This window comes from Streptomyces sp. NPDC093085 (genome assembly GCF_040683935.1).
In the GTDB taxonomy this organism is placed as follows: domain Bacteria; phylum Actinomycetota; class Actinomycetes; order Streptomycetales; family Streptomycetaceae; genus Streptomyces.
The window spans coordinates 1,530,621-1,544,308 of record NZ_JBFBFB010000001.1; the positions used below are offsets into that span (position 1 = coordinate 1,530,621).

Consider the following 13,688-nt stretch of genomic DNA (forward strand, 5'->3'; position numbering starts at 1 on the left):
GGTGTCACCTACCGGATGCGGCCCTCAGGAGCGCTGTTCGTACCCTCTGGTGCGAGGCCGAGTGCAATGTCGCCGATCATGTCTTCTTGGCCGCCGACCAGGCCGCGTCGGCCGGCTTCGACGAGGATGGCGCGCGTGTCGACGTTGTAGCGGTGTGCCGCTGTCTCGGCGTGGCGGAGAAAGCTGGAGTAGACGCCGGCGTAGCCGAGGGTGAGGGTTTCCCGGTCGACGCGGACCTCGCGGTCCTGGAGGGGGCGGACGAGGTCGTCGGCGGCGTCCATGAGGGGGAAGAGGTCGCAGCCGTGTTCCCAGCCCATGAGGTCGGCGACGGCGATGAAGGCTTCGAGGGGGCAGTTTCCGGCTCCGGCGCCTTGTCCGGCGAGGGAGGCGTCGATGCGTCGGGCTCCGTTCTCGGCGGCGATCACGGAGTTGGCGACGCCGAGGCCGAGGCCGAGGTTGTGGTGGGCGTGGATGCCGATGCCGGTGGAGGGGGCCAGGGTGTCGCGGTAGGCGCGGACGCGGTCGCGGACATCGTTCATGGTCAGGCGCCCGCCGGAATCGGTGACGTACACGGCGTGGGCGCCGTAGGACTCCATGAGTTTGGCCTGCCGGGCGAGTTCGGCGGGTTCGGCCATGTGGGACATCATGAGGAATCCGGCGACGTCCATGCCGAGTTCGCGGGCGGTGGTGATGTGCTGGGCGGAAATGTCGGCCTCGGTACAGTGAGTCGCCACGCGTACGGAGCGGATGCCGAGCGCGTGGGCTTGCTTCAGGTCGTGGAGGGTGCCGATGCCCGGGAGCAGCAGTGTGGTGGGGATGGCGTGGGTGAGGGTGTCGCAGACGGCTTCGATCCATTCCCAGTCGGTGTGGGTGCCGACGCCGTAGGTGATGCTGGAGCCTGCCAGGCCGTCGCCGTGGGCGATCTCGCCGGTGGGCGCCGGCCGAGGTGGCGTCGAAGACGATCTCCGCGTCGGCGAATTCGTCCATGGCGACGAGGCCGTCCACACCGTTGTGGGTGGTGGCGATCTTCAGGCGGCGGGCTCGGGCCAGGCCGTCGGAGTCCGGGTCGATTCCCGCCATGGCGATGATCTTCAGGGATGAGGACAGGCGTAGGATTTTGATGATCAGGTCGGTGCCGATGTTGCCCGATCCGATGACGGCGACGTTCGTGGTCATGCTGCGGCTCCTGGTGCGGCGGGGGCGAAAGCGGTGCTGACGGTGCCGAGCCCGTCGATGCGGGCGGTGAACTGGTCCCCGGGCGCTGCGGCGGCCATGGGGCCGAGGGCTCCGGTCAGGACAATGTCGCCGGCGCGCAGGGGTTCGCCGAGGCGGGCGAGGGTGGAGGCGAGCCAGAGGGCGGCGGTGAGCGGGCTGCCGAGGCAGTCGGCGCCGGTGCCCTGGGAGACGGTCCCGCCGTTCCTGGTGAGGGTCATCGTCACCGCGCGCAGGTCGACCCGGTCCAGGGGAACCGGTGTGCCGCCCAGGACGTACAGGCCGCTGGAGGCGTTGTCGGCGACGGTGTCGACGATGGTGATGTCCCAGTCGGCGATGCGGCTGTCGACGATCTCCAGAGCGGGCAGGGCGAAGGCTGTGGCCCGCAGCAGGTCCGCGACGGTCGGATCATGGTGGGGGAGGTCCGTGCCCAGGACGAGGGCTGCTTCTGCCTCGACCTTCGGCTGGAGGAGGCGCCCGGCGGGCACGGGCTGTCCCTCGGGGACGGCCATGTCGGCGAAGAGGACACCGAAGTCGGGCTGGTCGACTCCGAGCTGGTGCTGGACCGCGGGTGAGGTGAGGCCGATCTTCCGTCCGACCGGCCGCCGGCCTGTGGCGAGGGCCCGTTCGGTGTGCAGTTGCTGTACGGCGTAGGCCGCGTCGATGTCTCCCGCGTCCAGGAGCGGGCGGATCGGCGGGCACGGTCTCGCGCTGCGGGCGGCTTCGGCCAGGAGGTCTGCTGCTGCGGTCACAGGGCCGGTGGGTTCGCGGGTCTTCACGCCCGGCCCCCGGATGGTGTGGTGTGCGGGTGTGGTGCGGGCATGCGGAGACCTCCGGGAGGGGCGTGACTGCGCGGCGGCGGTGGGCGGTGTTTCGCTGTCCTGCCGGTCAGTCGTCGGGGATGCCGGTGCCGCTGAGCGCGGGCACGGTGTTTTCGGGGCGCGTCAGGGAGCGGGCTGCCGCCTGGAACTGGGCGAGTTTGGTGACGATGGTCTGGCCGACGGGCAGGTGCCCCCAGACACTGATGCCCTGGTGGGTGCTGGGTTCCCAGGTGTTCTCGTCGATGACGAGGGGGTTCCAGCCGACCTCCCACTCGAAGCCGGAGGGGGTCCGGGCGTAGTAGGACAGTTCGCGGTCGTTGGTGTGCTGTCCGACGGACAGGGCCATGCCGAAGCCGAGTTCGTGGACGCGCTGGTAGCTGCGGGCGACATCGTCGAGGGTGGCGGCCTGGATGTTGAGGTGCTGGACGCGGGTGCGGACCGGGTCGATGGGCAGGCCGCGTGTGGCGGCCACCGCGATGGAGTGGTGGCGCTCGTCGACGCGCAGGAAGCGGATCTTGAGTGTGACTCCGCAGATGGTCTCGTCGATGTAGTCGGTCAGCCGGGCGTCGAAGACGGTGTTGAAGTAGCCGCGGATCCTCGCCGGTCTGGTGGAGGTCAGGGCGACGTGGCCCATGCCGGAATCGCCGGTGACGAAGCCGGAGGCGAGCATCCGCAGCGGCTCCGCGGATACCCGCGGGGTGGTGTAGATCTCCTGCGTGATGCCCTTGGGGCCCGGGAAGCGCAGCAGGCGCTCCACGCCCCGCAGGGCGGCCTCCTCGTCCGACCCGGCGACAAGGGGTACGCCGTGGGCGCGGATACGGGCTTCGATCTGTTCGAATGCGGTGTGGTCGTCGATGTGCCAGCCGGTGGTGACGACGTCCTCGGCGGGCCCACGGCGCAGCAGGAAGCGGCACTCCTGGCCGTCGAGGCGAAAGCGCATGACGTCACGGGAGAGGGCGTCGTGGTGCATGCCGATGGCTTCGGTGCCGAAGCGCCGCCAGTCGGCGAAGCGGTTCGTCTCGATGACGATGTACCCGAGGTGGACCGCGCCGAAGACCGAGGCGGTGGTGGTCATCGGTGGCCTCCGAGGAAATCGGCGCACATGCGGTTGAACAGCGCGGCGCGTTCGAACTGCACCCAGTGGCCGGTGTTGGCGGCCACATACAGGTCGCAGTCGGGCATGCGGGCGGCCAGCATCCGGCCGCCGGAGGGCCGGTTCACCCTGTCTGCGGCCCCCCACATCACGAGCGTCGGAACCGGCAGCCGCTTCAGACGCGGGTCGCGGGTGAAGTCCATCCGCCACACGGTGCGCGCCGCTCCCGGCCCTGACGGGCGGGTCAGCGGTGGTGCGGCGATGACATCGGGGTCGATGCTGGCCCTGTACCGCTCCTCGATCGCGGAGTCCGGGACTTCGGCGGCGTTGAAGACAAGGTAGTTGCGGATGAACTTCTCCAGCTTCAGCCGGGACGGACCCTCGCCCTTGTAGTAGTCGAGCAGGCTGTTGAGGCCCGGGGCGGGCAGGGCCCTGGTGGTGCCGATGCCGCCGGGTCCCATCAGGACCATGCGGTCGACACGGCCGGGGGTGTCCAGGGCCAGGCGCAGCGCGCAGGAGGCGCCGTAGGAGTTGCCGACCAGGTGGGCCTTGTCCAGGCCGAGTCCGTCGAGCAGGCCGCGGATGTGGCCGGCGAGGTAGCCGAAGGGGTCGGAGCCGTCGATGCCTTTGGTGCTGCGGCCGTAGCCGGGCAGGTCCGGGACGATGACCCGGTACTCCTTGGCCAGCGCGCCGATGTTGCGGACATAGTTGGACACGCCGGAGGCGCCCGGGCCGCCGCCGTGCAGCAGCAACAGCGCCGGACCGTCACCCGTTTCGGCGACGAAGATCTTCTTCCCGTTCACGTCGTACGTCGTTTCCTGCATCACCGGCAGGGCGGGGGGTGTGGTCATGTCGTTCCTCGATCAAGCGCTGATGGCGGCCGGGCTGGACGCCCCGGCAGGGGTGAAACCGGCAGGTGGGGGAGGAAGGAGGGCACCGGCCGGTGCGGCGGCGTAGACATAGCTGTCGGGGCGCAGGACGAGTACGGCCGCGCGGTGCCGGCCCATCCACCGCGACAGGATCCCCTCGGTGTCGACAACCGTGCCGGCGGCCGGACGGCTGTCCGCCGGCGTGACGGTCAGGTGCGGCACTCCGAGGCGGTCCCAGGCGGGCTGAGGCGCGGCCGAACGGGTGCGCAGCACCATCCAGCCTCCCCCGAGCGCGTCGTCCAGGAGGACGCGGGCGCCGTCCGCGCCGATGGCGTGGGGCTGGGGAATCTGGTGACCCGACGCCTTGGTCCGCGCAGCGGCCCGGAACCCAGTGCCGTACCGGGCCACGGGAATCCAGTGGGCGTCCTGCAAGCGGTCCGCGAGTCCCGGCAGCCGGTTCAGCACACGGCCGGCCGTGTTCCGCGCCGCTGCCACCGCGGGGCGGCGTTCGGTGATGATCCGCCCGACCAGCACCGCCCGTCTCGTCACCTCCTTCACATGCGGTTTGCGCTCGGCTTCGTAGCTGTCGAGCAGGCTTTCGGGCAGGTGCCCGCGCAGGACGGCGTCGAGCTTCCAGCAGAGGTTGGCCACATCCCGCACCCCTGCGGCCATGCCCTGGCCGATCCACGGCGGCATCGCGTGGGCGGCGTCGCCGGCCAGAAAGACGCGGCCGGCCCGGAACCGGGTCGCGAAACGGACGTGATGGCTGTAGACGGTGGCCCGCGCCATCTCGACCTGGTCCGGAGCGATCCCGTAGCGGGCGATCAGCCGGTACACGGCCGCTTCGGTCGTCAGCTCCTTCTCGTCGTCACCGGGCAGCAGGGGAAACTCCCAGCGGTGGTGGCCCAGCGGGGTGGGGCAGTCCACGGCGGGCCGGGCCGGGTCGCAGTGGAAGCGCAGCTTGTCGTGCTCGGGCCAGGGCCGGAGCATCTTCGTGTCGATGACCACCCACCGGTCCCCGTACGTACGGCCCTCGTAGCCGATGTTCAGTTGGGCGCGGGTGAGACTCGAACCGCCGTCGGCCGCGATCACGTAGGAAGCGCGCAGCCGCCGTACGGAGTCGTCCGCCGTACCGGCCACGGTCAGCTCCACCCCACCGGCGTCCTGGCGCACCCGCAGACACTCGTGGCGCAGCAGGATCTCCACGTTCGGGTAACGCTCCACCCCGTCGCGCAGGACCTGCTCCATGGCCGGCTGGTAGATGAACATCTGCGGCGGATGCCCGTGGCCGCGCGGGGCGGGACGGGCGTCGATGAACGAGCGCCCGGCCGCGTCCACGAACGCCACGGGCCGCTCGGTCAGCATGTCCTGCTTGAGCCGCTCGGCCAGCCCCGCCCGCTGCCAGATCCGCATCACCTCCTCGTCCGTGGAGATGGCGCGGGCCCGGGTGAAGATCTCGCCGTCGCGCTCCATGACGATGACCTTCAGCCCCATCGCGCCCAGCAGATTCGCGGCCGTCACGCCCGTGGGCCCGTAGCCGATCACCGCCACGTCGTACGGCTCGCTCCCGGCGCTGTTCTGGCTGTCGTCCCTCACCGGCCACCTCGCTGTCGTCCCGGACCCGCATACTTCATATAGCGATCACTACAATTGGAATGACTGCTACATTAAGAGGGTGGAAGACTCGCGGTCAAGGTGTCGCGCAGGGCGCACCGCACCAGGAGGGAAGACATGCCGAAAGCGGCAGGGGTACGGAAGAAGCGGGCCAACGGGGTGGAGTCGCGGCAGCGCATCCTTGACGCCGCCGCGCGGATCGCGGGCGAACGCGGCTACGAAGGCACCTCGATCGCTGCGGTCAGCGCCGCCTGCGGACTGCCCGCCAGCTCGATCTACTGGCACTTCAAGGACAAGGACGACCTGATCGCCGCGGTGATCGAGCGCAGCTTCGACACCTGGCTGGCCACCGTGAGCCTGCCACCCGAGGAAACAGGCACCGTCCTGGAACGGATCACCACCATGGCGGCCGGCTTGGCGAAATCCCTGATGGATGCCCCCGACTTCCTGCGGCTCGGCCTCATGCTCGCCCTGGAGCGGCGTCCCGCCGAGCCTCGCGGCCGGGCCGTCTTCCTCCAGGTCCGCGACACAGCCCGTGCCAGGATCGCCGAGGTGCTACCCGAACTGTTCCCCGCCCTGGACGACCACGCCGTGCGGACACTGACGAGCTACACGATGGCCGGCGCCGACGGACTGTTCGTGCAACGGGAGATCACCGGTGACACCGTCGACCTGGTCCCCCTGTTCGAACTGCATGCCCAGCTCGTCCACGAAGCGGCCCGCCGGATGGCCGACCGGAGCACCTGACCCACCCGGCCGCCTGGCAACGGGCCGGCCACCCGGCACCTGGGACAGTCCCGTGTCCCCTTCCGCGCAGCAGATCCCGTAGCAACCACCCGCTGGTAAGACTCCGATCAACGGACGAGGCAGACCACGTGACAGACCCGGAACCCCAGCGCATCGACGTCCACCAGCACGCCCTGCCGGACTTCTACCGGGAAGCACTCACCAGAGCGGCAGTCACCCAGGCCGGCGGACGGGCCCTTCCCGACTGGACTCCCGCCGCCGCCCTGAACACGATGGACCTGCTGAACGTCCGCACCGCCGTCCTGTCCGTCTCCACACCGGGCACGAGCTTCCTCGACGCGCCCGACGAAGCCACCGCGCTGGCACAGCGACTGAACGACCACCTCGCCACCGTCGCCACCGAGCACCCAGGCCGCTTCGGCTACTTCGCCACTCTCCCCATGCCCGATCCCTCCGCCTCCACGGCCGAAGCCGTCCGCGCACTGGACACCCTCGGCGCGCACGGCGTCATCCTGCTCGCCAACAACCAGGGCACCTACCTCGGCACCCCCGGCCAGGAGCCCCTGTGGCAGGCCCTCGACGAGCGCGGTGCGGTGGTGTTCGTCCACCCCGCCGAACTCCCCGCCCCTCCGGTCGACGGAGTGCCCTCTTTCGCCGCCGACTTTCTCCTCGACACCACCCGGGCCGCCTACCTCCTGGTCCGCAACGGAATCATTCGCCGCCACCCCCGCATCAAGTTCATCCTCGGCCACGCCGGAGGCTTCCTCCCCTACGCCAGCCACCGCATGGCCGTCACCCTCGCCAACGACACCCGCCGAAGCCCCCTGGACGTCCTTGACGACTTCCGGACCTTCTACTTCGACACCGCCCTGTCCTCCAGCCCGGCAGCCCTGCCCACCCTCCTCGCCTTCGCCCGCCCCGAACGCATCCTGTTCGGCAGCGACTGGCCCTTCGCACCAGCCCGCGCCGGGCAGTACTTCACCAGCGGCCTCGACAGCAACGTCGGCACCAGCATGCTGACAGCCGTCAACCGCACCAACGCCGAAGCCCTTTTCCCCCGCCTCGCCACCGCCGCACCACGGCCATTCCACGTCCCCCCGGCTCCGGTCCGCCTGCGCCAGGCAGCCCGACGCACCGCCGCACGTCTGATCTTCGAACTCCTCCAGCCGGGCACCAACTGAACGGAGACGGGTTCCCCCCCCACGGAACACGCCGCGATCGCAGCCCTTGGGGTGACCGTGCCGGCCTGTACGGCCTAGAAGAAGCCCAGCTTCTTCGGCGAGTACGACACCAGAAGATTCTTCGTCTGCTGGTGGTACACGGCTTGCATGGCGCTGACCAGCGCGAATGTGACGGCTGATGTGGATCTGGTGGTCTCTGGCCCGCATATGGTCCGGATCTTGGTTGTCGGTTGAGCGAGACCTCGACTGGGTTGGGTAGGGCCAACGGCACTGTTCGTAGCCGCAGAGTCTGGAGGGTTTGGCGAGGCGGTTTCTGATGGGTCGGCTCCCATTTGTCTGCGCCCGCAACGCACATACCGTGGCCGTTGGCACCCGGCGGGGAGAGCTGCGAGCGCTGTCTTGAATCCGCGTGGATCGTCGTCGACCAGAACGCCTCGTCCGGCACTCGGCAGGCAACAAGGACATCGGCATCATGCTGCTCCTGGTCGGTAACCGAACGCGACGAAACCGAACTGGACAAACGCCGTGTAAGTCGGCGCCCTGACAACGCCTAACACAATGAGGTGTATCTGTCCTGACCGCCGTGTCCGGGGCGGCAGTTGAGCGTTCGGCTCGGTATGGGGATGTCGCCCTGGATCGTGTCGGATGAGCTGTGGGACCGTCTGGAGCCGCTGCTGCCATATCGTGAGCGCAGGTTCCGATACCCCGGCCGCAAGCCGCTGCCGGACCGGGAGGTACTGTGCGGGATCCTGTACGTGCCGCACACCGGGATCCAGTGGGAGTACCTGCCGAAGGAGCTGGGCTTCGGTTCGGGCATGACCTGCTGGCGCCGCCTTCGGGACTGAAACGAGGCCGGCGTCTGGCAGCGGCTCCACGAGGTCCTGCGCGCCGAACTGAACGCAGCCTTGCGGCTGGACCGGTCCCGCTGCGTGGTCGACTCATCCCACGTCAGAGTGCTACAAGGGGGATCCACACGGGCCCCTCGCCGGTCGACCGGGGCCGGGCCGGCTTGAAACACCACCTCATCACTCACCGACAACTCAACTTATTGTGTTAGCCGTTGTAAGCCTGTGCAGCCCCAGGCGAATCCCAGCCGCAGCTGCAGGTCGGCAAGTTGCGTGAACCACCCAAGAGGAGGCAGAGGCAGCACTTCAGAGCAAAGTCATGGGTGAGAAATTGGGGACGTCTGGCGCTCTGAATCGTCGCACCCACACGAGGCGTGAAGCAGTTGTGCCGAAGCCGTTCATTCGGAAATCGGAGCGGCGTCATCCTTACGTCCAGCCTGGTCCTCCTCCTCAAAGAGGGTACGGGCACGCGGTCTCGTGCAGTGGCACCAGGCCGAAGTGACAGCGTCGGCACGGTGCTCCGGGGCCCTCTGTCGGGCGAGTCTGGTGATCTACCCGACCCCAGACCTGGAGATCCGTTTCCCTTGGCTACCTTCGTTTACTGGATGGGGGCCGTACCGCCTTCCAGCGACGCTGGCTCGTCGTGCCGTTGTGGGTCGTGCTGCTCGGTGCCGTCGGCCTCGGCGCCGCCAAGGCCCCGGCTGCTTGCGACGACGGCACGTCCTTCATGCCGGGCATCGAGGCGCAAAAGGCCTTCGACCTGATCGGTGACCGTTTCCCCGGCACGGACGCCAACGGCGCCAGTGCACGCATCGTGTTCGTCGCGCCCGGTAACCAGAAGGTGACCGGGCCAGGCAACCGCGCCGCCGTTGACGCGCTCGTGGCGAAAGCCGTAGCCCGGCCAGAGGTCGCCAATGCCGTGAGCCCGTTCACGGCAGGCGCTGTGAGCAAGGACGGCTCCACCGCCTACGCGACAGTGAGCTTCAGGGAGGCAGCCGGCGATCTCCCTGACGCGGGCAAGGCCGCACTGGAGCGGGCTGTCGACGAGGCCCGTGCCTCCGGTCTCACGGTCGAGGTCGGCGGAAACGCCCTCGCGGAGCAGCCTGCGGCGGGCGGTTCCACCGAGGCCATCGGTATCGCCCTCGCTGCCGTCGTCCTGCTGGTCACCTTCGGATCCCCCGTGGCGGCCGGGCTCCCTCTGCTCACCGCCGTCGTCGGTGTCGGGATCAGCATGGCGTCCATCCTGGCTCTGGGGAGTGTCTTCGGCCTGTCCCTGACCACTGGGACGCTGGCCACGATGCTGGGCTGGCGGTTGGAACGACTACGCGCTGTTCGTGGTCTCCCGCTACCGGGAGGAACGCGCCAACGCTCATGGGCCTCAGGAGGCTGCCGGTCTTGCCGCCGGTACAGCCGGTTCGGCCGTCGTGTTCGCGGGCCTGACCGTCGTTACTGACTTCGGCTCGGCAGGGTGATCTTTGCCGATGTGCCTGATGGGCCAGGGGCGCGGGCTGTATTTCGTGCTGTGTGAGATATGCGGATGGGGGCGGGCTGACCTCTGCGGGGCGGCGGCGTCGGGAAACCGAACGGCGGCAGGCGGCCGGGCTGTTCGAGCAGAAGATCAAGCCGCTGGAGGTCGCCCAGCGGCTCCGAGTGAGCCGGAAGTCGGCCTGCCAGTGGCACCAGCTGTGGCGGGACGGCGGGATCGCGGCCCTGGTCTCGCGCGGGCCGAGCGGATCACGGTGTCGTCTGTCTCAGCGCTGTCTGGAGAAGCTCGCCGCGTATCTGGAGGAGGAGCCGGCCGTGCACGGCTGGGTGGAGGATCAGGTGTGGACCGCTGCGCGGGTGGCGACGCTGATCGGCCGGAAGTTCCACGTCTCCTACAGCGTCTCCCGCGCCACCCGGCTGATGCACCGGCTCGGGTTTTCCCTACAGGTCCCCGTGCGGCGGGTCGCCGAGCGCGACGAGGAGGCGGTGAAGGTGTGGAAGGAGGCGACCTGGGCGGAGGTAAAAGGGCCCGGGCGGCCTGCGGGGGCTACATCTGCTTCGAAGACGAAGCAGACTTCACCCGCCGACCGCCCCGAGGCCGTACCTGGGGGCGACGCGGACACACCCCGGTCGTGACGGTGAGTGGACGCCGCTCGGGGCGGCTGTCGGTGGCTGGGCTGATTGCGATGCGGCCCGGCTCACGGACCCGGCTGTGCCATCGGCTGATCGCCCACCCCGTGGGCAGGGCAAGCGCCGCAGTATGGGCGAGCGCGACTTCATGGCTCTGGTCCACGGCACTCACCAGCTCATCAAGGCACCGATGGTGTTGGTCTGGGACCGGCTCAACACCCATGTCTCCCGAACGATGCGAGAGTTGATCGACACACGGAAGGCTGACGGTGTTCCTGCTGCCCGCCTACTCGCCCGACCTGAACCCGGTCGAGGGTGTGTGGGCCCACGTCAAGCGCAGCCTGGCCAACCTCGCCGTAGTCGCCCTGGACCGCTTGGAGGCACTCGTCCGCAACCGGCTCAAACGACTCGAGTACCGGCCCGAAATTCTCGACGGCTTCATAGCCGGCACCGGCCTCGCCCTCGGCAACCCGACCTCACCCTGACGAGCCGAAGTCAGTATCGCGCTGGCGGGCCTGTCGGTGGTCGGTCTGCCGATGCTGACCAAGATGGTTCTGTTTGTAAGCACTTCTTTGGTGGTCTGGACCAAGTTGTGGCTCTGTCGCTGATTTGGGGGTTGGCGGCTAGTTGATCAAGGTGACAGGAGGATTCGGCGTCGCAGGAGGCCGAAGTTGGCCCGGCCGTACATCTGTCTCTTCAGCAGCTTGATCCTGGTGACGTTGCCCTCAACCGCTCCCGGGGGGAAGGTGGTGGTCGGGGCGGCGAGTGCAACTGCTCGGTCGTGCCGTATGCCGACGGCCGGCGTGCGGAGTTCTCGCTGTCCTGCCCCCGGCTGCCCGAGCCCCCGGACTACCCCGCATTCTCGCCGTCTTCAACCACGCGACCGGGCCGCTACGGGCCAAGGACGTCTGCGAAGCCCTCGGCCACGAACTGCGGCCGAAGAACGTCGAAGGCACCCGCGCCAAACTGAAACGCCTGGTCACACTCGGGATCCTCACCGAGGCCGACACCGGCAACTTCTCCAGGAGGCAGATGCCGACAGGACCTCCACCAGCGTCCTTGCTGCCATCTCACCCAGAAACGGATATCACCTTACGAACCGCCCACTCGGCTGCTGGAGGCCCGGGAACCCCGGCTCCGCCTCAAGTTCCCGGGACCCGGTCGAGGTCGGCGTCGGCGGGGGAGGCCCATGACGGTTCCCAGGCCAACAGGCTGCATTCATCGCTTCCGAGGTCGACATCGACGACATGACGGAAGCCGGCGGACTCCGCTTCGGCGATGAACGCGCGGTCGGCGGCGGGCCGAGACAGTACGAGGCGAGGACATCGGGGATCCGCGTGGCCGAGCGCAGCGGTCAGCGCAACCAGCAGGCTCGGCAGCATGTCCTCGGTACAAGCACGTACTTGCACCTCGACGTCGTGCAGGCCGACCGGATAGGCGTCGCGCAGCCGGCCGACAGCGCAGCGCTCAAAGAGGATCTCTGCGGACCCTCCCTTGCCCTGCAGCCGAAGATCCTGGGCATGGCGGCTCCGGGAACTCGCCTCGATGCACCAGTCACCGGCGAGACCAATGGGAGGTAGGGGCGGAACGGGGAGCACGTCACTCCCCCTGAGCCGCGACCCGGCGGATGACCGGCTTGTCCAGCTTGCCGGAGCCGTTGCGCGGTACGACCTCGACGACCTTCAGCCGCCGCGGCAGTTTGAAGCGGGCAAGGTGGAGGGCCGCATGGTCGCGTACCTCGTCGAGGGTGACACGGGTGCCGGGTGCCACCGACATGACCGCGGCGACGGTCTCGCCCCACTGGGGGTCCGGCACGCCGACCACCGCGACGTCCAGGACACCCGGCATGGTGATCAGGGCGTTCTCGACTTCTGCCGGGTACACGTTCTCCCCACCGCTGATGATCATGTCCTTGAGGCGGTCGACGATGTACAGGTATCCCTCGTCGTCGAGATAGCCGATGTCCCCGGAGTGGAACCAACCCTCGCTGTCGTAGGCGGCTTCGGTGGCCTCGGGGTTGTTCCAGTAGCCGGCGGCCACGTTCGGGCCCCGGACGACGACCTCGCCGCGCGTGTTCGCTGCGGCCGACTCCCGCGTGAGGACGTCCACGACGCGGACCTGGGTGTACGGCATGGGAATGCCTGCCGAGCCGCACTTGTCGAGGGTGCGCTCGGCCGGGAGATGGGTGGCGAACGGCGCGGTCTCGGTCAGTCCCCAGGCCTGCTGGAGCCGAAGACCGTGGTCGGCGTACTGCTGGAGCAGCGACGGCGGCACCGGGGCCCCCGCGACCACGACGGCTCGCAGGGCGGAGAGGTCCTGGTCGAAGAAGCCCGGCACGCGGGCGAGCGCGGCGAACATCTGCGGCACGCCGAACATGGAGTTGATCTTCAGGCGGGCGAGGTCCTCGGCACACTGCTGAGGCTCGAAGGTCCGGCGTACGACGACGGTTCCGCCGCGGGCGAGGGTGCGCAGCGCGAAGCTGTTCAGGGCGCCGATGTGGAACAGCGGTGCCACCGCGTAGGTGAGGTCGCCACGCCGAGTGTCGAGGCGGAGTTCGACGTTGACCGAGTTCCACCAGATGTTGCCGTGGGTGAGCACGACCCCCTTGGGTGTCCCGGTGGTGCCGGAGGTGAACATCAGGATGGCCGGGTCGTCGGTCTTCTTCGCGGCCACGGTCGCCATGGGCTCGGCGGCGGCGATGAGCGCCGCCCAGGGCTTCCAGCCTGTCGCCGGGAGGGCCGGGGCTTCGGGGTCGTCGTCGACGAGCAGGAACCGGGTGAGCGCGGTCTTGCCGCTGCTCCGGTCGACGGCGGCGCGGTGCGCCTCTTCGCAGATGATCGTCGCCGCGCCGCTGCTTTCGAGGACCTGGGCGAGTTCCGGCTCGGCCAGGCGGAAGTTGACGGGCACGAACAGCGCGCCGAGCCGGAAGGCGGCGAGCATGGTGACGAAGAACGCGGTGCTGTTCAGCCCCAGGTAGGCGACCCGGTCTCCGCTGTGGGTGCCGCCGTCGGCGAGCACGGTGGCCAGTCGGGCGGCCTTGTCGTCCAGTTCCCGGTACGTGAGGCTGCCACCGGGATAGTCGAGGACGACGGAGTCCCCGCAATGGCCGGCGTTGCCGGCGACGGCCACGGCGGGGTTCAGGTCGACCCCGAGGCCTGAGTTCTGTGGGTGGGGCGTGGTCACGATGGGCT

General features: G+C 69.1%; 10 protein-coding genes and 4 pseudogenes. 6 read left to right on the forward strand and 8 right to left on the reverse strand.

The genetic code is table 11. From position 1 onward, the window contains the following. Positions 1-8: 8 nt before the first annotated feature. The 6 genes and pseudogenes from dmpG to AB0O07_RS06395 form a co-directional block, all read right to left on the reverse strand. Complete coding sequence (dmpG, locus tag AB0O07_RS06370) at positions 9-1,007, reverse strand: 4-hydroxy-2-oxovalerate aldolase (protein WP_365627632.1); 999 nt, start codon at positions 1,005-1,007, stop codon at positions 9-11. After that, positions 925-1,176 (reverse strand): annotated as a pseudogene (locus tag AB0O07_RS06375) (acetaldehyde dehydrogenase (acetylating)); the annotation flags it as partial. The gene dmpG and the pseudogene AB0O07_RS06375, both read right to left, overlap by 83 nt. Next, entirely contained in the window at positions 1,173-1,964 is a 792-nt protein-coding gene (locus AB0O07_RS06380; protein WP_365627635.1) for a fumarylacetoacetate hydrolase family protein, read from the reverse strand. The pseudogene AB0O07_RS06375 and the gene AB0O07_RS06380, both read right to left, overlap by 4 nt. Positions 1,965-2,100: 136 nt before the next feature. Beyond that, on the reverse strand, positions 2,101-3,108 hold the full coding sequence (locus AB0O07_RS06385) for a VOC family protein (protein WP_365627638.1): 1,008 nt from the start codon (positions 3,106-3,108) through the stop codon (positions 2,101-2,103). Further along, positions 3,105-3,977, reverse strand: a complete 873-nt coding sequence (locus AB0O07_RS06390; RefSeq protein WP_365627640.1) for an alpha/beta fold hydrolase — start codon at positions 3,975-3,977, stop codon at positions 3,105-3,107. Before AB0O07_RS06390 ends, AB0O07_RS06385 begins: the two co-directional genes overlap by 4 nt. A 12-nt stretch (positions 3,978-3,989) precedes the next feature. After that, on the reverse strand, positions 3,990-5,591 hold the full coding sequence (locus AB0O07_RS06395; protein WP_365627643.1) for a bifunctional 3-(3-hydroxy-phenyl)propionate/3-hydroxycinnamic acid hydroxylase: 1,602 nt from the start codon (positions 5,589-5,591) through the stop codon (positions 3,990-3,992). A gap of 135 nt (positions 5,592-5,726) precedes the next feature. On the opposite strand from AB0O07_RS06395, the gene AB0O07_RS06400 reads away from it, so the two are divergent. From AB0O07_RS06400 to AB0O07_RS06425, 6 genes and pseudogenes are all read left to right on the forward strand, one after another. Beyond that, positions 5,727-6,356, forward strand: coding sequence for a TetR family transcriptional regulator (locus tag AB0O07_RS06400; protein WP_365627646.1), 630 nt, complete (start codon positions 5,727-5,729; stop codon positions 6,354-6,356). 128 nt (positions 6,357-6,484) lie between these two features. Next, on the forward strand, positions 6,485-7,537 hold the full coding sequence (locus AB0O07_RS06405) for an amidohydrolase family protein (protein ID WP_365627649.1): 1,053 nt from the start codon (positions 6,485-6,487) through the stop codon (positions 7,535-7,537). A gap of 617 nt (positions 7,538-8,154) precedes the next feature. Further along, positions 8,155-8,567, forward strand: a pseudogene (locus AB0O07_RS06410) (transposase); the annotation flags it as partial. Positions 8,568-8,966: 399 nt separating this feature from the next. Next, positions 8,967-9,830: pseudogene (locus AB0O07_RS06415) on the forward strand (MMPL family transporter); the annotation flags it as partial. Positions 9,831-9,930: 100 nt separating this feature from the next. Continuing rightward, on the forward strand, positions 9,931-10,503 hold the full coding sequence (locus AB0O07_RS06420) for a winged helix-turn-helix domain-containing protein (RefSeq protein WP_365628071.1): 573 nt from the start codon (positions 9,931-9,933) through the stop codon (positions 10,501-10,503). Between the two features lie 242 nt (positions 10,504-10,745). Further along, positions 10,746-10,838, forward strand: a pseudogene (locus tag AB0O07_RS06425) (transposase); the annotation flags it as partial. A gap of 801 nt (positions 10,839-11,639) precedes the next feature. On the opposite strand, the gene AB0O07_RS06430 reads toward AB0O07_RS06425, so the two are convergent. Then, a complete protein-coding gene (locus AB0O07_RS06430; protein ID WP_365627652.1) occupies positions 11,640-12,095 on the reverse strand; it encodes a hypothetical protein in 456 nt (151 codons plus the stop codon). Between the two features lies 1 nt (position 12,096). Further along, entirely contained in the window at positions 12,097-13,680 is a 1,584-nt protein-coding gene (locus tag AB0O07_RS06435; RefSeq protein WP_365627655.1) for a long-chain fatty acid--CoA ligase, read from the reverse strand. Positions 13,681-13,688 lie beyond the last annotated feature (8 nt).